Below are 18,772 nucleotides of genomic sequence, written 5' to 3' on the forward strand. Positions count from 1 at the left end.
GCCACAACTCCGCCGTAAGTTCCGTAAGAAACATTAGGCCATCCACTAAAGATGATCGCGGGCCATCCGTCAAACTGAACACGTACCTGCTCTCCCACATGGATCAATGGAATGTCAATTGGGCTCACATAGGTTTCAATAGCCATGCTGAATCCGCTTGGCATGATGCGAATGATCGGATCCCCTTCTTTGATGGTCTCACCAACACCACCTACAATGGCGCGGTTGATGTATCCGTCTTGCGGAGCTTTGATATAGTAGAGTCCGGAACGAACCTCAAAACTCGCATACTGCGACTCTAGCTTAGCAACTTCAGCGTCCGTACTGAATTTGCTCGAGGCTGCCGTGAACTTATCACTCTCTGCCTTGGCGAGTTTATCTGCGTATTCTGCCTGAATTCTATTGAGTTCGATGCGTGAGTTGATCAGTTCATTTCTGCTGGCCAAAAGCTTGTTTTGTTGTGCTACAAGCTTGGCGGCAGTTTCCTGAGCTTTTTGACGCTTGTCTTCTAACTGCGTTCTTGACTTAAGACCTTCTGCCAATAGACTTTCGGTTCGTTTGAACTGAGCAATGGCAATACTGTCATTGATGCGCGCAGCGATCAGGTCAACACTGTCACTAGTTACTTTAAACTGGTTCTGTTGGATCTTGATCTTAGCCTGCTGGGTTTTTAAACCACGCTCTTGATAAAGCGCAGCAATTTGCCCTTCCAAAGCTTGCACCTTGCTTTCATAGCTTTCTGATGACAAGGATTTCGCATCGATCTGACGTCCAGTGCGGGCCAAATACTCCGGGTCAAAATATTCACTTTTGATCTCCGTGATGTGAAGGATCGTATCACCTTTCTTTACAAAATCACCTTCCTGTACGTACCATTTGGCTACGGTCCCTGGAATGGGTGACTGTATGGTCTGCGGACGCACATCTGGAGCTAAAGTCGTCAGGAAACCATTTCCTGATACGTTTTGCGTCCATGGCAAGAACATGACCACTAAAAAGATTACGGCAAAGATCTTTAGAAATCTGTTGAAGTACTTAAAGTGCCTTTTGTGAAAAACCAGGCCGGCTGCTTTGTACTTGTCCAAAGAAACTTTCTGATTGAGTTTTTCTTGAGAGATATTTAACATGATCTTCTATTTAATAGCACCTTTTTCCATGGTGAGGGTTGTGTCACAAAATTCTCCCCATTCTTCATCCTGACTTACAACGATCAGGGTCCAAGGGTGGGATTTATCGGTTAGGAAAGCACGTAATCTACGGGCTTCCTCAGCTTTGAAATGATCTAAAGGATCTTTCAATAAGAGCAGCTTGGGCGCATGTACTATGGCTCGAGCCAAAAGGATCTTCTTTCCAATGGTGAGTGGAATTTGACGTCCTTCAGGATAAAGTACGGTATCAATTCCGTCGTCCAAAGACTTTACGAATTCCATCAGACCGGCATTTTCTATGGCCCAGTTCACACGTTCTCTGGTAATGTCGGTATCACCAAAAGTGATGTTCTCCAGCAGCGTGCCTTCAAATGGAGACTCTTCAGATAAGGTCTGTCCTACCAAGGCGCGGAACTTGCTCAAGTGAATGGCGCTGCGCGCTACAGAGTTGACAAACATCTGTCCGTTGGTTGGTGGGATGATTCCAGAGATCACACGTAGTAAGGTTGTTTTACCACTACCGTTCTCTCCATTGATCCAAATTCTGGAGCCGGGTTTGAGGTTCAGATTAATGTCTTTGAGAATTGGTAGTTTTTTACCGGGAACGGTGAGACCGATCTCTTTTAATTCGATATCAAGGTGGTCAGAACTCAAGAAAGAAACGTCTCCTTCTTGCGGCTCCAGCTCTTTATCTACTACTTGCCCGATCTTCTCCAAAGAAGTCAAAACATCGTAGATGGTTTCCAGTCCTGTAATGAGTTTCTCTACGGAGTTGATCACGATAATGATGATGATCTCCGCAGCTACAAACTGCCCGATATTCATCTCCTGATTCAATACCAGAATACCGCCGATCAATAGCAATCCAGCAGTTACCAATACTTTAAAACCGATCAACTGAATGAATTGGATCACCAAAACCTTAAAGTGTTTTTCACGAGCGCCTATATAATCAACAACCAAATTGTCGTTCTTTCTCAAGGCCAAACTCGTTTTTCCAGAGAGTTTAAAACTCACGACGGTTCGAGCCACTTCCTGAATCCAATGCGCTACTTTATACTTGTTCTTAGATTCTTCCAAACTACTGCTCATTCCGCGCATAGCGGTCACTCTAAAGAGCAGGTAAAGGAAGAGCAACAAAAGAATACCGTAAGCAATAAAGAACGGGTGGTAGAGTGAAAGTAGCAACAACCCAAAGATGATCTGCAACAGTGCAGCAGGGAAATCTACCAAGATTTTAGAGAGTCCTTTTTGTACCGTTAGGGTATCAAAGAAACGGTTGGCCAATTCTGGCGGATAGTAGTTTCTGAGTTCACTCAATTGAATCTTAGGGAATCTATAGGCGAATTCAAAAGAAGCTCGGGTAAAGATCTTCTGTTGAATGTTCTCAATGATGCGGAACTGCATCAACTGTAGCGCACCAACAAAGGCCGTACCTAAGGTTACCAAAATCACCAGTACGATCCATGAAGAACTGATCTGGGCTCCTTGAATCAAGTTAATGATGGCCTGAATTCCCAACGGCAAGTATAAACTCACTGCTCCGGCGAAGATCGCATAATAGAACACTTGGAGTACATCTTTGCGGTCCAGTTCAAGCATCTCGGTAAGCCGCTTCCAAGGGGTGTATATTATTTTTTGACTCATGCGTCTATGTTTAATGTGTTTAAAACCAAATGTTTAAAGAAAACTGTTGGGGGACTGCTTTTTTTGCAATCTGTAATTGAGGTGAAATGATCCATCAAGAAATGCTGATGGAGCGCGCCGTCCACAACCGTACTGGCCAAACTCGCCGGATGCTTGTAATCTGGACAAGACTCCAAGATCATGTCGCGAACGCGGTGTATCAAACGCTTGTATATGGCAAAATAACCTTCCTTGTTCTCGTCATCAACCTCTTTAGTCAGGTAACTCTTTGAGAACTCATTCACAACGATCTGCCCGAGTTTGATCTCATCAATATGAGAGAAGCTGGCGTCAGTTTCAACCGGACGCGTGATTACCTCTAGGGCTTGTTTAAGCTTGTCTTTTGGGCTGTTAATGCTGTAAGTTTCCATAACCAATTTGTACTCCAGCCAACCCCAATACCAGTTGGTTAAATACAACAGCAACTTGTGCTTGTTCTCAAAGTAGCGGTAAATAGAGCTCTCATTAGAGCCGATACGTTGGCCGAGCTTTTTGAAGGTAAAAGCTTCAAAACCGATCTCATCTACCAAAAGAATACTGTGCTCTATAATCCGAAGTCCCAAATCTGAGGACTCAGGGTCTTTTAGATAGATCTTTGGGTGCACTGTGATCGTTAAGTTTGAAAATAATCTCTCCATATCTGAAATAATACGTCGCAAAAATAATAGTAATACTATCAAGTATCAATAGTTTAACTTTTAATTAAGAAATGGAAACTATTAAGAACGCTAGAATTATTTAGCTTTGAAGTATCAATAAAAGCCTATGATTCAAGACCTCATTCACAAACGCAGATCTGTATATCCAGCCTTATATGCCGATAAGCCTATCGCCAAAGAAACCTTAGAAGAATTGTTAATGGCCGCGCACCAAGCGCCAACCCATCGCAAGACGCAACCTTGGCGTTTCAAAGTTTTCCATTCGGAGGAGAAAAGGACAGAATTAGGTGACTTTTTGGCCTTGAAATACCGTCATACCATCAGCAACTACTCAGAGTTCAAGGAGGCGAAGATCCGCAAGAAACCTGCAGATTCGGCTTGCGTTATTGCGATCTGTGTTCAAGAGGATCCAGATGAGCGTGTGCCTTATTGGGAAGAATTGGCAGCCACTGCCATGGCCGTGCAAAATTTATGGTTGTCTTGCACCGATAAGGGTATAGGAGGTTATTGGTCTTCTCCAGCCTTAATGCAATATATGAACGAGTTCATTGACCTAGCAGAAGGTGAAAAATGTGTGGGCTTCTTTTATATGGGATATTTAAAGGGCGATTTGCCTGAGCCTTGGGAGCGCAATCCGTTAGACCAACATATAGCCTGGTACTAAAAGAAACCGTCAAAGTAGGTGTAAACGTAGTTAATATAGAATCCCAAGTAGATAAAACACACCACCAATTTCATAAAAGTAGAGGCTAAAAACCCGAGAAAAGAACCAAAGGCGGCCTTCAAGGCCTGATTGGATTCGGTTTTATTAAAGGCGATCTCACCTATGAAAGCACCCACAAAAGGACCTATCAATACTCCAAAGGGAATAGGAGCTATGAGCCCGACAACAAGTCCAACAGTGGTGCCAATGGCGCCGGCTCGACTGCCGCCAAAGCGTTTGGTGCCTATGGCTGGGATAACATAATCAAGAACTACCATTAAAATGGCTACCGCTAAGGTGATCCCCAAGAACCAATAGTTAACCGGGATCACTGAGGTTAAAAACAGCATCAACAAACCCAGCCAAGAGATCGGGGGGCCAGGCAACACAGGCAGCACGCTGCCTACAATACCTCCGAAGCAAAGTAAAAGCCCCAGAATTACTAAAAAGATGTCTAACATATACCCATTGGACGCGGGCCCTTGAGACTTGTTACAATCTTTTTTAACTAAAAAATTAGTTTAAACTAAATATTTAGTTATATTTGAATCCAGAAAAACATTAAAATGAAACAACTCACAAAAGCAGAAGAAGATCTCATGCAACTCCTTTGGGAGCTCAAAGAAGCCAATGTGGCTGCTTTACTAGAGAAACTCCCGGAGCCAAAACCCGCCTATAATACGGTTTCCACCATCATTAGAATTCTGGAGAACAAGGGCTTTGTGGACTACCGAAAAGAAGGGCGAGGACATGTGTATTTTCCTAAAGTGAGTAAGGAAGCCTATAGCAAGCACAGCCTTAAGAAGCTCAGAGATGGATACTTCCAAGGGTCCTTTAAAAGTATGGTGTCCTTCTTTATGAAGAACAGCGACATGACTATAGACGATCTGGAAGCGGTAATGAAGGAAATTCAAAAAGAAGACTAATGGCACATTATATCATACAAACGCTGATCTTTCAGCTCCTGTTTTTGTTGGTTTACGATCTATTCTTAAAAAAAGAGACCTTTTTCCATTGGAACCGTTGGTATCTTTTAGGTACTGCTGCTTTGAGTTTGGTACTGCCTTTCATTCAAATAGCAGCTATTGGGAGACAAATTAGTCCAGAACTTAGGGTGCAATTGCCCGCCGTGTTTATTGGGGGCGAAGGTTTTGTGCCTACCGTGCCTAATCCGGAAACCTTTGTTTTTCCTTGGGAATTACTTTGGCAAGTTGGGGCACTGGTAATGGGTGTTTGGTTTGCGATTAAATTGGTCAAGATCCTACGTTTGCGTCGTCAGGGTCAAATGACCCGATTGCAAGACTTTGCCTTGGTAGTCTTACCCAACAGCAAGTCGGCTTTTTCTTTTTGGAGAACGATTTATTTAGGAGCTGATCTCGCTGCTCAGCAGCGCGAGATGATCCTCCAACACGAACAAGTCCACGTACGTCAACGTCATACCTTAGATCAACTCTTTTTTGAGGTGCTGCGGATCGTGTTTTGGTTCAACCCATTGGTTTATCTCTACCAAGCTCGCATGACGAGTCTACAAGAGTTTATGGCTGACGCTGAGGTGGCGGCTAGCAAAGGTAAGAGTGCGTATTATCAGCAGCTTTTATCGCAAGTTTTTCAAACTGAAAATGTCTCATTCATCAATACATTTTTTAATCATTCATTAATCAAAAAACGAATCAGTATGTTACAAAAATCAAGATCCAGCAGATCTAAATTGCTCAAGTTTGCCCTCCTATTACCTTTATTGGCCGTAATGGTTGTTTACACCTCCTGTTCTCAGGAAAATCCTGTAGCCTCAGCAGATGCGGCTGCGAAATCATCAGACACTGATGTAATGACCAAAATTGAGGAACTCTCTGAAGCCATCATGGCCCAAGGGAACCTTACAGAAGACGAGCGCAGAGCTCTGGAATTCTTAGCGACGCCAGCTAAAGAAGGTGATAAGGTCTATGAATCTGTCGGAGAGTATCTAGCCGAGACCGAAGGGAAAGTAGTAGAAGGACGCCAGGTTGTAGAGTACCAGAATTTACAAGACGGAGAACCTGTACCTTTTGTAGCGGTTGATCGTGTACCAATTTTCCCAGGTTGCAGCGGTACTAATGAGGAGCTGAAGGCTTGTTTCAGTCAAAAACTATCCATGTTTGTCAATGACGCCTTTAACAAGGACTTACCAGAAAGTCTAGGTTTAACGGGAACCATGCGCATTGCAGCCATCTTTAAAGTTGACGTTAATGGACAGATTGTGGATATTAAATCGCGCGCTCCACATCAAGGGCTTGCAGATGAAGCCAATCGTGTACTTAGTACCTTACCTACAATGACACCAGGAGAACAAAATGGAGAGCCAGTAGGTGTTTTGTATTCCTTGCCTATAGTATTCCATGTTGCTGAATAGATACTTCTTTTATATACTCGTAGTGATTTGCATCAAAGCCGGAGCTCAGTCTTCGGCTTTGGTCGTTGGAGACAGTTTGATGGCCCAAGGTCAATACCTTCAAGCCATTAAGGCTTATGAAAAGCTTCCCATTTCTCAAGCCAATCTTCCTTTGGCCAAGGCCTATCGCGCTATGGGAAATACCGCGACGGCCTTAGTCTATTACGGCAATGCCTATGAAGATAATCCTGAAAATCCAGCTTTGGGATTCGCATATGGATCGCTTTTAAGGGCTACAGGGCGTATGCCTTTGGCAGAAGTGGTTTTTGAAGAGTTGATCCAGCGAGATTCCACCAACGCCAGCGCTTATTATCAATTGGGTATGGTTCGATTGGCCGCTGAAGACTCCACGGCGATTCCATTATTAGCGCGAGCCTTAGCATTGAACAATCAATACATGAACGCTCGGTATCAGCTGGCCAAAGTACTCCTAGAAAAAAAGCAGTATGAGGCTGTGGATACCCTCTTAATTGCTGGTCTTAAACAAAGTCCGAATAACACAAAACTCCTGCAATTACAAGGTATCAAACAGTATGTGACTAAGCGCTATCACGATGCCATAGCCAGTTTTGAGCACTTAGATTCTATTGCCACAATTAGCGTACAACAGCGGGAATACTTAGCCAATAGCTACTCCAGAACGTACCAATATGAACCTGCTCTGGAGCAGTTCAAAATACTGATCAATCAGTACGACAATCAAAACACCAATTGGCATTATACGCTCAGCACGGTTTACCTCGGTTTAAATGAACCCGAAAAAGCGCGCAGGCATATCAATATTGCCATTGGGCTCTTAGACAAACCCCTGGACAACCATTTTTTAACCCTCGCCATTACCTATAATCGACAAGGCAATTACAAGGCCGTAATGGAGTCTTTACAGCAAGCCTTGGCAGAAAATGCTCAGAATGAATTGGCCAAGTATCAGTTGGCTGTTGCTGCAGACAATCGTTATGATGACAAGAGTGTAGTGCTTCCGTATTATGAAGCTTATGCCAAACAGTTTCCGGAAGGCCGTCACATCGATACGGTCACTTACAGGATCTCAGATCTCAAGCAAGAGCTCTTTATGGACAAGGATTGAATTTTTTATTCCCTTGTGATTTGCTATTTTTAGCCCAATGAAGCGTTTATTTATCAGTGTTTTGTTGGTTTTTTTAGTCGGAGTTGTCTCGGCACAAACCCAAGAAGAAATCCAATGGATCTCCATAGAAGAAGTAGAGGCGGCCGTAGCTCAAGAGCCACGTCCAGTCTTTATTGACGTTTACACCAATTGGTGTGGATGGTGCAAGCGCATGGACAAAAGCACGTTCAAGGATCCAGCCTTTGTGAGCTATATCAATGAGAACTACTATGCGGTCAAGTTCAATGGAGAGGAGCGAGATACTGTAAATTATCGCGGTTATTCGTTTAAATACGTAGCTAGCGGCAGACGCGGTTATAACGAGTTGGCTGCGGCATTTTTGAATAATCAACTGAGTTATCCCACCTATATAGTGCTGGATAAAGCTTTAAATCCGTTGCAAGCTTTTAAAGGGTATAGAACCGTCGAGGAGTTTTTACCTATCGTGACTTTTTTAGGTGAGGAGCACTACAAGGATACCAAATGGGATGACTTCATGTCCCAATGGGAAGGTAAAGACCGTTAGCATGAGGCTGTTATTCTTTGTTGCAAGCGCTTTATTGCTGATGTGTTCCTGTGATTATTTCGAGACTAAAAAGATCGATTCTGATACCTTGTTTGAACAGGAAATGGCGACCATAAATTGGGCAGAAGTTGATCAATACCCTCTTTTTAAAGCTTGTGATGAGACTGCGGCCAAAGCGGTGCAATTGGAATGTTTCCACAAAGAGCTGAGCAATACCATTTCTGGAGTAATCCGAGATAGCGTTCCGGGTGTAATTCAGTCCTTGCGAGATACCGTAATGTTAGAAATGCGGATAGACACCAGCGGTATTTTCACGCTTCAGCAGATCAAAATGGATTCCATGACCCGCGTGCATTTACCTAAAGTAGAATCTTGGCTCAAACAGGCTTTAGGGCAGATGGACCGCATCGCTCCTGCTACAAAAAAAGGAGTGCCTGTAGTTACGCAATATACGCTTCCTCTTATCCTGGCTACAGATTGAATTTATACCCCAAAGTAAAGTCTACCGGGAATTCTCCATTGTCATCTATGGTCAAGCCAACTATGTCGTTATAGGCCAGCATTAAATAGCCTTTACCCAGTTTAATGTCAGCGCCAAGCCCAAGTAAAATAGGAGCCTGTAAATTGCCTCCTGTGATTTCTTGATCCACGGAGTTTTGCGCTTCATCAACTGCGGTGATCACTGTTCTTGAATAGGTATAGGTGGCTAAGCGGGCATTGGCAAAGACATCTATTTTAGCGGATTTCACAAATTTGAATCTATAGTTCAACGATAGTTGTGAAGCTGAGTAGTCAAAATCGTCCACCGCAAAGGACTGTCTGAACTGAAACACGATGGCATGTCTTGGCAAGAGCTTGCTATCTAAAATTTCAAATTCAATTCCTACTAAGGGTGCCGTTGCGTTCTGCGGATTGGAGGTGTAGCGGTTGTTGGTCACCCCGCCAAAGAATCCCAAACGGGTCTCCAAGGCAACTGTTTCTGAATTTGAAATGTAGTTTGGATCCACACTGACGTTGTAGTTATTGATAAAACTGCGCAAACCAGCTAAAGTGAGTCGCAATCGGTCTGTGGATTGGCTGCTGCCTGCAGTTAGATCCGCCAAAGTAGCTTTATACTGCTCTTGGTATATTCCGTCAACGCGGGTGTTGACCAGTTCGTAGTATTGGCCGTCTTTTTTTACAAAATATCGGTATTGTTTGTCAAAGGTGTTCCACAGCAGATCAATGGTTCCACTAACCTCAGTTTTAAGGGCTAGAGATTCTCCATTGATGGTGTAGGTCTGCTGGGCGAAACCTAGGCTTGCCGCACTTAGAAATAAAACGAACAAAAGGGCTTTTAATCGTTGCATGCTCAGGGATTTAGGTGAACTAAATGTACATATTATTTTTTATACGCTCTGCCTTTCCAACGGTAGCTGTGGTTTAAACTGCGCACCAAAATCACCACCAATGTCCACGGATAAAGCAGATTGGCGACAAAGGTTTTCGTTGCGGCGTCATGCAGAGGCGCTAAGCTTCTGTAGTTGATCAGAATGAAATCCAAAGTGATTTTTAAAAAAAGATAGAACAGTAAAACCGTCTTTAGGCTGGAATCGAATTTTAAACCAAACAGCAGAACAATGGGCCATAAGTTCGCCAAAGTAACGGCGATGCCCATTCTGTTGGAACCTTGCAAGGCTACTTCTTTAGACTTTTTAACCCATCGGACGCGTTGCCAAAAATACTCGGGCCAGCTTGTAGCACCTTGCACCTTAACTACAGCCTCACCAGTATTCAAATAGTGAATCTTTGCCTCACTCGCCACAGCTTTTTTAAGCAGGAACATATCGTCTCCGCTGGCAATATGTAGGTTTCCTTCAAAACCATTAACAGACGCAAACCATGCTTTGCTGTAGATCAAATGAGCTCCATTGGCCACAGTGGGCCTTCCTAAACCAGCAGCACCTCGACCCAATTGAGAAATACCCGCAGTTTCCACTTCTTGCACCCAATGCAGGAGTCCTTGCTCTGTTTGGAGTGCGATAGGTCCCAAGATCAAATCAGGAGTCTGCTGCAAGGCCTTTTGAAGCGTATCCCACCAAGCGGGCTGAATAATCGCATCGGCATCTAGGGTAGCGATCCAAGGATGTTTGGCTAGTGCAATAGCTTGGGTAATAGCATCTTTTTTAGCTGCGGTATGTTTTCTAATGACTTTTGGAATTCGGTAGTCCAAGCCAGAGTCTTCCAAGGCTTTGTGAATTAGTGTCACGGACGAATCTTCACTGCTATCATCCATAAAGATCAACTCTACGGATTGGAGATCTGGCAATAATTTTAAACTGTCTAATAGAGGCGATATGCGTTGTGCTTCATTGCGCAATGGGATCACTATGCTGACCTTTTGACTTGCTTCGGATGGGATCGCATCCGCGGTAACTAAAGGTAACTTTTGAATCCCACGGATCGCCCAAAAGATCATTTCGGCATAGATCAAAAAAATGATGACGCTTATAGTGATCATGCTTTTTTGCGTTTATAGGCGGCAATTACACCACTGCCGATTAAGGCAGGAATGCCAAAATTTAAGATCCAGCCTAGCAGGACCGCCATTACTACGCTAATTTCATCCACCCCTACGAGTCCAAAAAGAGCTACTGCAATTCCGCTTTTAACCACGATGTCTAAAACCAACAACATGGGTGTGATACTGCTGAGCAGATAATAGGCAAACAACAAAGGGATCAGTACGCTCAAATTCGGGGGCGCTCCAAATCCAATTAACATCCACAGTGTTAAGCTTCCAAAACACAGATAGCGCAGCAGGCTGTGAATTACTGTCCAATTCAAGATAACCCTGGGAAGTTCTGTGGTTTTTTTCCAAAGCGCGGACAAGCTGAGGCCTTGAAAAAGCAGCTGCCGTTTGCGGATCAAATAACCAAAAACCATCAGCATAACTAAAACGATCAATATCAAAACCACATTCAGCTTAGATATGGGCAACTCAAAACTAAAGCTAACCCACAATAAAGCAGGGATTCCCAGCAAGAGCGTAACCGCCATTTGCTGCATATTCCCTAGAAAGGTCAGCCAAAGGATACGCTTGCGTTTGCCAGTCTCAAAGAATAGAGCTTTGGCGCCGTATTCACCAACGCGTTGCGGAGTGAGCAAGGAGGCAGCCAAAGAGGCATAGGTTTGCTTCCAAGCCAAAGAATAGGAAATGGGTTGGGTAGTGAAGGTAAGTAATTGCCACTTTCGGGCCTCAAGGCCCCAGTTCAATAAACTCAATAAAAACCAAATTCCCACAGTCCAAAGAGGCAGATCGCCACTGAGCTTGGCCCATAACTGTTCCAGTTGTCCGCTGTTGTCTTCAAAGACCTTTTGGTAAAGGAAGAATCCCATCGCCACCAAAATGATCAATTTTAGGGCGACTAAGAGATATTGATTAGCTTTGTCTGACAAGACCATTGTTTGCTAATTTAATCAATCCGCAGGGGATGGACTTGAAAAATATTATGAGCAAATCTGAACGTATCATCTTAGGCATTGACCCCGGAACCACCATTATGGGTTTTGGACTCATCCGTGTGGTGGGTAAAAAGATGGAATTCATGCAATTGAATGAACTGCAATTGCAGAAATACTCAGATCATTATGTGAAGCTCAAGTATATCTTTGAGCGAACCGTACAGCTCATTGATACCTATCACCCAGACGAGATCGCGATTGAAGCGCCGTTTTTTGGTAAGAACGTTCAATCCATGCTCAAATTAGGACGTGCGCAAGGAGTTGCCATGGCTGCCGGACTTTCTAGAGAAGTGCCCATTACCGAGTACTCGCCTAAAAAGATAAAAATGGCCATTACCGGTAACGGAAACGCCAGTAAAGAACAGGTGGCCAAAATGCTTCAAAGCATCCTTGGAATCAAGGAACTTCCTAAAAATCTTGACAGTACAGACGGACTCGCGGCAGCCGTTTGTCATTTTTACAATGCAGGGAAGATCAGCACTGGGAAATCGTATTCTGGCTGGGGAGCTTTTATCAAAGACAATCAAGACCGAATTGGCTAATAGCTCATCCCTATGGCAGACCAATCCACATGCAGAAATTGCGGTACGCTAACTCAAGGGGCTTACTGCCACAATTGTGGGCAGCGCTCGGGGATTCACAAGGTGAGTTTTACTGAAACCTTTGGTGATTTAGCCTCAGGTCTTTTCACACTAGAAGCACCAATTTGGTGCACCAACAGGATTCTTTTGCTAACGCCCAACCAACTTTTTGCGGAATATTTAAATGGTCAGCGCAAAAAATATTACAAACCCGTAGCCTATTTTATCCTGTGGTCTGCACTCTTTATTTTGGTCCGTAGTCTGTTAAAGTTTGACCCTTTTAAAAGTGTTCAGGCAGACACCACCTTAAATACAGATATCCAATGGTTGTATGATGCCGGTAAGTTTATGTCGGGCAACATCAACAACTTCATGTTCATTTTTGTGTTTACCCTTGGAGGCTTTTTGAAGATCTTCTTTTACAAAAAACACTCCTATGCCGAGTTTGTCGCAATTAGCTTTTATCTGCTTTGCTTGTATACTTTGATAAATACACTGTTTCAGATCTATCTTAAACTAAGTGATACCCAGCCCAACTTTATTCCGGCCCTGCTTTTTGGGTTGTATTTGGTTTTTACGATTCCGTCCTGGCTTAAAGACAATAGAGTGCTAAGCATTTTCAAAACAGTAGTTGTCTTTTTCTTGGCATTTTTGTTTTACCTCGCTTTGAGTTTTGGTTTATCTATCTTAATTGTTTTGTTCTTCTGATTGTGGCCGGATTGTATCTTCACATACCGTTTTGCAAGCAAGCTTGTCATTATTGTGACTTTCATTTTTCCACCTCATTGAAGCATCAAGAAGGTATGGTTGCGGCCATGAAAGCAGAGCTGATCTTGCGCAAAGAAGAGCTCACAGATCCTATTCAAACCATTTATCTCGGGGGAGGGACACCCAGTTTGTTGACGCCAGCGCAATTGGAGGAGCTTTTTGAAACAATTCAGATTCATTACCAACTTAGTAGTGCCATTGAATTTACCCTTGAGGCTAACCCTGACGATATTGACGAATCCCTTTTAATTGCCTGTAAGGAGATTGGTGTCAACCGACTCAGTTTGGGAATCCAATCGTTTAGAGAACAAGACCTTAAATTCATGAATCGGGCGCATAATCAGCAGCAAGCGGAGCAAGCCCTAAACTTGGTGGCTGAGCATTTTGAGAACTATTCTGTTGATCTCATTTACGGCGTGCCTGATATGCCGCTTGACATCTGGGAACAAAACCTGCAAATCGCTTTTGATGCTAAGGTGCCACATTTATCCTGCTATGCCTTGACGGTTGAACCTGATACAGCCTTAGATCGTTTTATTCAAAAAGGAGTAATTGCTCCGGTGGATGAAGCCTTGGCTAAGGCACATTATGATTTGCTCTTGGATATGACTTCCGAAGCTGGATATGTCAATTACGAGTTCAGCAACTTTGGTAAGTCTGGCTTTCAATCCCAAAACAATACGGCTTATTGGGAAGGAGTTCCGTATTTGGGCATTGGCCCGGGAGCACATTCGCTGGTGGGTCACGTCCGCAGTTGGAATATTTCGAACAACCCACTTTATATTAAAGGATTGCAGGCCGGCAAACGTCCGCACGAATCAGAAAAACTCAGCCTCAACGATCGTTACAACGAATACATCATGACCGGGTTACGCACGGCCAAAGGTGTTTCGCTGTCTAGAATTTCTGAGGAATTTGGAGCTGTTTATCGCCAATATGCAGAATCTCTATTGCCAGAATTACAAGCCAAGAATTGGATTTTCTTGGATGGCGATGACTTGCATGTTCCTAGATCGTCAAAATTTGTATCTGACGCAGTAGCGGCCGAACTTTTTAAGCTTCTTTAAGTCAGATTGCTTACCTTGACGCTATGATCGCAGTACTTCGCATTGCTGATAGGCAGATCGAGATCGATCTGGATCAGCCCCTTGATATTTCGATTCCCATGCAATCCGGGCCGGAGAATCCCAACGCTTGGTATGTGGGTCATCCAGAATTTAAGCCTGTGGTTTTAGACGATTGGGTGGGTTCTGTCCAAGATGGCGCTGCAGTAAATTTCACCAGCATGCAGATCATTCCGCATGCGCAAGGAACACACACGGAAACTTTAGGGCATATCACGGCAGAACCTGCAAACGTAAATCGTGCTTTTCACCGGTATTTTTACAGAGCCAGTTTGATCAGTATTAAGCCAGAAACCAAAGGGGGAGATCAGATCATTGATCTGCATTTAATTCAAGATCATTTAAAAGATCCCGATGTGGAAGCCTTAGTGATTCGAACTTTACCAAACGACTCCACTAAAAGAACACGACAGTACTCGCACACCAATTGGCCTTATTTGACCAGGGCCGCAGCGGCTTATCTCTGTCGCAAAGGAATTCAACATTTGTTGATTGATACGCCTTCTGTGGATCGAGAAGAGGATGGCGGCAAATTAGAGGCGCATCGGGCCTTTTGGGACATGGACGGCATTCCCAGAGAACATGCCACGATCACAGAATTCATTTATGCCGATGAATCCATAACCGATGATCACTACGTTCTGGAGATGCAATTGGCCAATATTGAAGCCGATGCTGTTCCCAGCAGACCTGTCTTATATCGCATAAAATCCATATCATGAAACTGAGTTTAAAATTGGAAGAATTGGCTCAGTTTGGGCTGGCGATCTATTTGTTTTCCCTTTTGGACTTCGATTGGTGGTGGTTTCCTGCACTACTCTTAACACCAGATGTCGGTATGCTTGGCTATTTGGTGAATCCAAAGATCGGGGCGCTGACTTACAACCTCTTTCATCATAAAGGCGTTGCCCTAGCAGTTTATTTGTTTGGAGTGATTATAGAGAGTCAAGAGCTTCTGCTTGCGGGTTGTATCCTGTTTGGTCATTCTGCTATGGACCGTATTCTGGGTTATGGATTGAAGTATCCAGACAGTTTTCAAAACACGCACCTGGGACCAGTTGGTAAAGAGAATAACGCTTAATTTCAGTAATGCATCCTTTGAAAAATCTGCTGTCCTTTGTAATGATACTCGTGTTTTTTTTAAGCACGACTCCTGCTTGTTCGCAAACGGATTTTGAGCGCGTAGACGCAGTGATTCAGCTGTATCCTAGACAGGCCGAATCTGTCGAGCAAATAGCGGGTTTTATCAATAGAGATTTTAATTCAGAAGCAGAAAAACTCAGAGCGATCTACGGCTGGATCATCAACAATATCGCCTATGATCCCAACGAATACAAAGCCTTAGATTACAGTTTCACAACCGTGACAGAGCGCAACAAAAAGCAGGAAAAGTTTAGACAACAGTTGATCAATCGGGTCATTGATACGGGCGTTGCGGTTTGTGAAGGCTACGCTTTTTTGTTTGAACGCCTCTGTGAACTCACCGGAGTGACCTCTTATTTGGTACGTGGGGATTCTAAAGCCTCATTGACTGATATCGGGCGCGAGTTCGATGTCAATCATATGTGGAATATAGCCTTGATTGACGGCACCGCCTATTTATTTGACGCCACTTGGGGAGCTGGTCGCTATACCGATCGTTTTGAAAAGGATCCTACCTATCGATTTTTTCAATCGAATCCGCAGCAATTCATCTTTACCCATTTCCCGCTTTTGGCAGAGGATCAATTACTTGCCCAGCCAATAGACAGGACCACTTTTGAATCTATGCCCATAATTGTAGATGATTCCCTAATACTGTACGAATCACTTTTACCATCCACTGGGATTTTAAACAGCGGAGCGAGTTCTGGCAAATGGCAATTCCGCTTACCCATACCCCAAGAGACTGCACTAGGTATCAGTGTTGATGGCGCTTCAATGAGGTCGTTGGCCGCAAATTGGAATGCAGCAGATCAATGCTACGAGTTTGAGTTGGATATTCCCTTAGGAGCTCAATTTCTCATTGTACATTTTAACGAGCGCCCCGGTGTGGTGTATAAAATTGATTGAGATGCATATCGAGGCTTTTAGAGAATACTGTTTAACCAAAAAAGGCGTGACCGAGTCCTTCCCGTTTGATGAATCGACCTTGGTCTTTAAGGTTATGGGGAAGATGTTTGCGCTTTCAGGTTTGGAACGCTTGCCCGCACAAGCCAACTTAAAATGCGATCCTGACAGAAGCGTTGAACTACGCGCACAATACGATGGGCTTATCCTGCCCGGTTACCATATGAGCAAATTGCATTGGAACACGGTTTTGATAGATGCTGGTTTGCCGCCTGAGTTGATCCGTGAATTGATTGATCACTCCTACGAACTCGTTGTGGCTAAGTTTAGTAAGAAGCTCCGTCAAGAGTGGGAATCACTTTGATCTTGCGGTAGCTAGAGGGAGACATACCCTGATACTTTTTAAACTGTCTGTTAAAGTTGGCCATGGAATTATAACCGCTTTTTAGGGCGACTTCTGGCATGCTGAGCTCTAGTTCTTGAGTTAGCAGATTTCTTGCCGCTTCACAACGAATTTCATTGAGAAATTGCACATAAGACTTCCCGGTACGCTTTTTAAAGTACTTGCAAAAGGAGGAAGGTGTTAGCGCAATCTTATCGGCAATGTCTGCCAGGTAGATAGGATCTTTAAAGTGATTCATGGTGTATTCAATGATCTGACTCATACGATCAGAATCCTCTCCGCGGTAGTTAGGTCGTGCAGAACTTTCGCGAATGACCTGTACTTTTTGTCTACTCAATTTGGCGATCAGAGTCACAAACTGTTCGAATTTAACTGCGGAGCTGAGGTGTTCCAAACCGTCCATAAGATTATAAACGCTCAGATCCACATCGTTCAAAAACCAACCTGCCCAATCGTCTTTAAAGGGCATTTGCAATTGAGCTATCTCCGGAGTCAATTCGCAAAGCGCAGACCACCAGGACTCTAAAAAGAAGATGGATATTCGCTCAACAGCTTGACCATCATTGGGCTCACTGCGGAACAAATGCGGTTTATCTCCCCGTACGCAGATGAGGCTGTAAGGTTGAAACGGAACTAAGGTATTGCCGCAAAACAGCGTGCCGCTTCCGGAAAGGATCAGACTCAATTGGGTCTCAGGATGCTGGTGTAGATGACCGTAAAAGGCTGACTGACGGTCTCTTTGTACCGTTATTGAAGCCTTTTCAGACTTTGGAATTGTGAATGGAAGTACTTTAGAACCTCTCACTTATTGTCTTGTTATTAATTATATTATGTCAAAACTAGGCAAAATAGTAGGAAAAATGGAAAAATTATGCTGATAGAGTGCACAATTTGAGTTGTATTTTTGAATCTATTAAAACCGAATTAATATGAAAGTAGCATGGCAGGGTGTGATGCCCGCGGTAACCACCAAGTTCACCAAAAGTGATGAATTGGACCTTCCGCTATTTGCAAAAAACATTGAAGCTCAAGTAGCTGCAGGTGTCCACGGAATAGTACTTGGGGGCACTCTCGGAGAGGCGAGTACTTTATCAGTAGAAGAGAAGAGAACGCTAACTCGTTATACTTCAGAACTTGTCAATGGTAAAGTCCCGGTACTGATCAATATCGCAGAGCAAACAACCAAAGGAGCAGTTCTTGCTGCACAGCAAGCTCAGGAAGATGGCGCTAATGCCCTGATGATGTTACCGCCCATGCGCTATAAGGCAGGGCCTTTGGAGACGGTGGCTTACTTCAAGGCAGTGGCAAATAGCACGGACTTACCTATTATGGTGTATAACAACCCAGTAGATTACGCTATAGAGGTAACCTTGCCGATGTTTGAGTCCTTGTTGGAATGTGATAACATACAAGCGGTTAAAGAGTCCACGCGAGACATCTCCAATGTTACGCGTATTAAGAATGCTTTCGGAGATCGATTAAAGATCATGACTGGTGTAGATACCTTGGCTTTAGAGAGTTTGCTCATGGGAGCTGATGGTTGGATCGCCGGCTTGGTTTGCGCTTTTCCTAAGGAGACCGTAGCGATCTATGAGTTGCAAAAACAAGGAAGAATTGATGAGGCCTTAGCCATCTACCGTTGGTTTTTACCGTTGCTGGAGTTGGATATTAACCCTAAATTAGTTCAGAACATTAAGTTGGCTGAGGTTGCAGTGGATCTGGGCTCAGAATGGGTCCGTGCCCCTCGTTTGCCTTTAGCGGGAGCAGAGCGTGAACACGTACTTAATGTCATAAAAGAAGGTTTAGCGAATAGGCCTTCACTTCCTAATTATTAAGAGATGCTAGCGATCCGACCGACTTGCGAAAACTGCAATAAAAAGCTTCCAGTAGATGCTACTGATGCTATGATCTGCACTTTTGAGTGTACATTTTGCAGCGATTGCGTCAGTGGGCCGCTACGTGAGGTCTGTCCCAATTGTGGCGGTGGATATGTGCCTCGGCCAATCCGTCCGCAAAGCCTATTGGAGAAGTATCCTCCTAGTCAACAAGTAGTTTATAAACCCGTCG

At 43.9% G+C, this 18,772-nt stretch carries 23 protein-coding genes; 15 read left to right on the forward strand and 8 right to left on the reverse strand.

The window, feature by feature from the left end:
• From HRT75_RS10890 to HRT75_RS10900, 3 genes are all read right to left on the reverse strand, one after another.
• Nucleotides 1-1,127, reverse strand: a 1,127-nt coding sequence (locus HRT75_RS10890; RefSeq protein WP_291186453.1) for an HlyD family efflux transporter periplasmic adaptor subunit, incomplete at its 3' end; no start/stop codon positions are given.
• Nucleotides 1,128-1,133: 6 nt separating this feature from the next.
• Nucleotides 1,134-2,795, reverse strand: a complete 1,662-nt coding sequence (locus tag HRT75_RS10895) for an ABC transporter ATP-binding protein (protein ID WP_291186456.1) — start codon at nt 2,793-2,795, stop codon at nt 1,134-1,136.
• The gene (locus HRT75_RS10900) at nt 2,792-3,472 is read right to left on the reverse strand and encodes a TetR/AcrR family transcriptional regulator (protein ID WP_291186458.1); all 681 of its coding nucleotides are present in this window, start codon (nt 3,470-3,472) and stop codon (nt 2,792-2,794) included. The genes HRT75_RS10895 and HRT75_RS10900 overlap by 4 nt, the downstream gene beginning before the upstream one ends.
• 127 nt (nt 3,473-3,599) lie before the next feature.
• Between HRT75_RS10900 and HRT75_RS10905 the strand changes: the two genes are divergently transcribed.
• The gene (locus tag HRT75_RS10905) at nt 3,600-4,157 is read left to right on the forward strand and encodes a nitroreductase (protein ID WP_291186462.1); all 558 of its coding nucleotides are present in this window, start codon (nt 3,600-3,602) and stop codon (nt 4,155-4,157) included.
• Here the strand turns inward: HRT75_RS10905 and HRT75_RS10910 are convergent.
• Nucleotides 4,154-4,657 carry a DUF456 domain-containing protein gene (locus HRT75_RS10910; protein ID WP_291186465.1) on the reverse strand — a complete coding sequence of 168 codons (504 nt, stop codon included), beginning with the start codon at nt 4,655-4,657 and terminating at the stop codon, nt 4,154-4,156. The genes HRT75_RS10905 and HRT75_RS10910 overlap by 4 nt on opposite strands.
• A 105-nt stretch (nt 4,658-4,762) precedes the next feature.
• Here HRT75_RS10910 and HRT75_RS10915 point away from each other — a divergent pair, with 105 nt between their 5' ends.
• From HRT75_RS10915 to HRT75_RS10935, 5 genes are read left to right on the forward strand one after another with little or no spacing between them, the layout of a single operon-like run.
• The gene (locus tag HRT75_RS10915) at nt 4,763-5,122 is read left to right on the forward strand and encodes a BlaI/MecI/CopY family transcriptional regulator (RefSeq protein ID WP_291186468.1); all 360 of its coding nucleotides are present in this window, start codon (nt 4,763-4,765) and stop codon (nt 5,120-5,122) included.
• Nucleotides 5,122-6,585: a M56 family metallopeptidase gene (locus tag HRT75_RS10920; RefSeq protein ID WP_291186470.1), complete on the forward strand. Its 1,464-nt coding sequence runs from the start codon at nt 5,122-5,124 to the stop codon at nt 6,583-6,585. The genes HRT75_RS10915 and HRT75_RS10920 overlap by 1 nt, the downstream gene beginning before the upstream one ends.
• On the forward strand, nt 6,572-7,711 hold the full coding sequence (locus tag HRT75_RS10925) for a tetratricopeptide repeat protein (protein WP_291186472.1): 1,140 nt from the start codon (nt 6,572-6,574) through the stop codon (nt 7,709-7,711). The genes HRT75_RS10920 and HRT75_RS10925 overlap by 14 nt, the downstream gene beginning before the upstream one ends.
• Nucleotides 7,712-7,748: 37 nt before the next feature.
• Nucleotides 7,749-8,276, forward strand: a complete 528-nt coding sequence (locus tag HRT75_RS10930; protein WP_291186475.1) for a DUF255 domain-containing protein — start codon at nt 7,749-7,751, stop codon at nt 8,274-8,276.
• A gap of 1 nt (nt 8,277) precedes the next feature.
• Nucleotides 8,278-8,757, forward strand: coding sequence for a hypothetical protein (locus tag HRT75_RS10935; RefSeq protein WP_291186478.1), 480 nt, complete (start codon nt 8,278-8,280; stop codon nt 8,755-8,757).
• Here the strand turns inward: HRT75_RS10935 and HRT75_RS10940 are convergent.
• From HRT75_RS10940 to HRT75_RS10950, 3 genes are read right to left on the reverse strand one after another with little or no spacing between them, the layout of a single operon-like run.
• A complete protein-coding gene (locus HRT75_RS10940; protein ID WP_291186480.1) occupies nt 8,747-9,625 on the reverse strand; it encodes a hypothetical protein in 879 nt (292 codons plus the stop codon). The two genes, HRT75_RS10935 and HRT75_RS10940, sit on opposite strands and share 11 nt — an antisense overlap.
• Before the next feature lie 32 nt (nt 9,626-9,657).
• A complete protein-coding gene (locus HRT75_RS10945) occupies nt 9,658-10,776 on the reverse strand; it encodes a glycosyltransferase (RefSeq protein WP_291186482.1) in 1,119 nt (372 codons plus the stop codon).
• Nucleotides 10,773-11,714, reverse strand: coding sequence for a hypothetical protein (locus HRT75_RS10950; protein WP_291186484.1), 942 nt, complete (start codon nt 11,712-11,714; stop codon nt 10,773-10,775). The genes HRT75_RS10945 and HRT75_RS10950 overlap by 4 nt, the downstream gene beginning before the upstream one ends.
• A gap of 53 nt (nt 11,715-11,767) precedes the next feature.
• Between HRT75_RS10950 and ruvC the strand changes: the two genes are divergently transcribed.
• Genes ruvC through HRT75_RS10985 form a run of 7 tightly spaced genes read left to right on the forward strand, consistent with a single transcriptional unit; the run spans nt 11,768 to nt 16,666 of the window.
• Nucleotides 11,768-12,322: a crossover junction endodeoxyribonuclease RuvC gene (gene ruvC, locus HRT75_RS10955; protein WP_272831428.1), complete on the forward strand. Its 555-nt coding sequence runs from the start codon at nt 11,768-11,770 to the stop codon at nt 12,320-12,322.
• Nucleotides 12,323-12,334: 12 nt separating this feature from the next.
• A complete protein-coding gene (locus tag HRT75_RS10960; RefSeq protein WP_291186486.1) occupies nt 12,335-13,069 on the forward strand; it encodes a DUF3667 domain-containing protein in 735 nt (244 codons plus the stop codon).
• Between the two features lie 2 nt (nt 13,070-13,071).
• Nucleotides 13,072-14,196: a radical SAM family heme chaperone HemW gene (hemW, locus tag HRT75_RS10965; protein ID WP_291186489.1), complete on the forward strand. Its 1,125-nt coding sequence runs from the start codon at nt 13,072-13,074 to the stop codon at nt 14,194-14,196.
• 23 nt (nt 14,197-14,219) lie between these two features.
• Entirely contained in the window at nt 14,220-14,975 is a 756-nt protein-coding gene (locus HRT75_RS10970) for a cyclase family protein (RefSeq protein WP_291186491.1), read from the forward strand.
• Entirely contained in the window at nt 14,972-15,334 is a 363-nt protein-coding gene (locus tag HRT75_RS10975) for a DUF4260 domain-containing protein (RefSeq protein ID WP_291186493.1), read from the forward strand. The genes HRT75_RS10970 and HRT75_RS10975 overlap by 4 nt, the downstream gene beginning before the upstream one ends.
• A gap of 41 nt (nt 15,335-15,375) precedes the next feature.
• The gene (locus tag HRT75_RS10980) at nt 15,376-16,305 is read left to right on the forward strand and encodes a transglutaminase-like domain-containing protein (protein ID WP_291186495.1); all 930 of its coding nucleotides are present in this window, start codon (nt 15,376-15,378) and stop codon (nt 16,303-16,305) included.
• Between the two features lies 1 nt (nt 16,306).
• A complete protein-coding gene (locus HRT75_RS10985; RefSeq protein ID WP_291186497.1) occupies nt 16,307-16,666 on the forward strand; it encodes an MmcQ/YjbR family DNA-binding protein in 360 nt (119 codons plus the stop codon).
• Here the strand turns inward: HRT75_RS10985 and HRT75_RS10990 are convergent.
• Nucleotides 16,629-17,510 (reverse strand): AraC family transcriptional regulator, encoded by an 882-nt coding sequence (locus tag HRT75_RS10990; RefSeq protein WP_291186500.1) that lies wholly within the window; start codon nt 17,508-17,510, stop codon nt 16,629-16,631. The genes HRT75_RS10985 and HRT75_RS10990 overlap by 38 nt on opposite strands.
• 124 nt (nt 17,511-17,634) lie before the next feature.
• Here HRT75_RS10990 and HRT75_RS10995 point away from each other — a divergent pair, with 124 nt between their 5' ends.
• Entirely contained in the window at nt 17,635-18,540 is a 906-nt protein-coding gene (locus tag HRT75_RS10995) for a dihydrodipicolinate synthase family protein (protein WP_291186503.1), read from the forward strand.
• 3 nt (nt 18,541-18,543) lie between these two features.
• The coding region (locus tag HRT75_RS11000) for a DUF1272 domain-containing protein (protein ID WP_291186506.1) at nt 18,544-18,772 on the forward strand (229 nt) is incomplete at its 3' end.

Source organism: Gilvibacter sp., assembly GCF_013214815.1.
In the GTDB taxonomy this organism is placed as follows: domain Bacteria; phylum Bacteroidota; class Bacteroidia; order Flavobacteriales; family Flavobacteriaceae; genus Gilvibacter.

What these genes read in the sequence shown, in the direction of transcription:
- HRT75_RS10895 (WP_291186456.1), bottom strand. Translation starts at nt 2,795, where the DNA reads ATGAGTCAAAAAATAATATACACCCCTTGGAAGCGGCTTACCGAGATG.
- HRT75_RS10900 (WP_291186458.1), bottom strand. Translation starts at nt 3,472, where the DNA reads ATGGAGAGATTATTTTCAAACTTAACGATCACAGTGCACCCAAAGATC.
- HRT75_RS10905 (WP_291186462.1), top strand. Translation starts at nt 3,600, where the DNA reads ATGATTCAAGACCTCATTCACAAACGCAGATCTGTATATCCAGCCTTA.
- HRT75_RS10910 (WP_291186465.1), bottom strand. Translation starts at nt 4,657, where the DNA reads ATGTTAGACATCTTTTTAGTAATTCTGGGGCTTTTACTTTGCTTCGGA.
- HRT75_RS10915 (WP_291186468.1), top strand. Translation starts at nt 4,763, where the DNA reads ATGAAACAACTCACAAAAGCAGAAGAAGATCTCATGCAACTCCTTTGG.
- HRT75_RS10920 (WP_291186470.1), top strand. Translation starts at nt 5,122, where the DNA reads ATGGCACATTATATCATACAAACGCTGATCTTTCAGCTCCTGTTTTTG.
- HRT75_RS10925 (WP_291186472.1), top strand. Translation starts at nt 6,572, where the DNA reads ATGTTGCTGAATAGATACTTCTTTTATATACTCGTAGTGATTTGCATC.
- HRT75_RS10930 (WP_291186475.1), top strand. Translation starts at nt 7,749, where the DNA reads ATGAAGCGTTTATTTATCAGTGTTTTGTTGGTTTTTTTAGTCGGAGTT.
- HRT75_RS10935 (WP_291186478.1), top strand. Translation starts at nt 8,278, where the DNA reads ATGAGGCTGTTATTCTTTGTTGCAAGCGCTTTATTGCTGATGTGTTCC.
- HRT75_RS10940 (WP_291186480.1), bottom strand. Translation starts at nt 9,625, where the DNA reads ATGCAACGATTAAAAGCCCTTTTGTTCGTTTTATTTCTAAGTGCGGCA.
- HRT75_RS10945 (WP_291186482.1), bottom strand. Translation starts at nt 10,776, where the DNA reads ATGATCACTATAAGCGTCATCATTTTTTTGATCTATGCCGAAATGATC.
- ruvC (WP_272831428.1), top strand. Translation starts at nt 11,768, where the DNA reads ATGAGCAAATCTGAACGTATCATCTTAGGCATTGACCCCGGAACCACC.
- HRT75_RS10960 (WP_291186486.1), top strand. Translation starts at nt 12,335, where the DNA reads ATGGCAGACCAATCCACATGCAGAAATTGCGGTACGCTAACTCAAGGG.
- HRT75_RS10970 (WP_291186491.1), top strand. Translation starts at nt 14,220, where the DNA reads ATGATCGCAGTACTTCGCATTGCTGATAGGCAGATCGAGATCGATCTG.
- HRT75_RS10975 (WP_291186493.1), top strand. Translation starts at nt 14,972, where the DNA reads ATGAAACTGAGTTTAAAATTGGAAGAATTGGCTCAGTTTGGGCTGGCG.
- HRT75_RS10980 (WP_291186495.1), top strand. Translation starts at nt 15,376, where the DNA reads ATGATACTCGTGTTTTTTTTAAGCACGACTCCTGCTTGTTCGCAAACG.
- HRT75_RS10985 (WP_291186497.1), top strand. Translation starts at nt 16,307, where the DNA reads ATGCATATCGAGGCTTTTAGAGAATACTGTTTAACCAAAAAAGGCGTG.
- HRT75_RS10995 (WP_291186503.1), top strand. Translation starts at nt 17,635, where the DNA reads ATGAAAGTAGCATGGCAGGGTGTGATGCCCGCGGTAACCACCAAGTTC.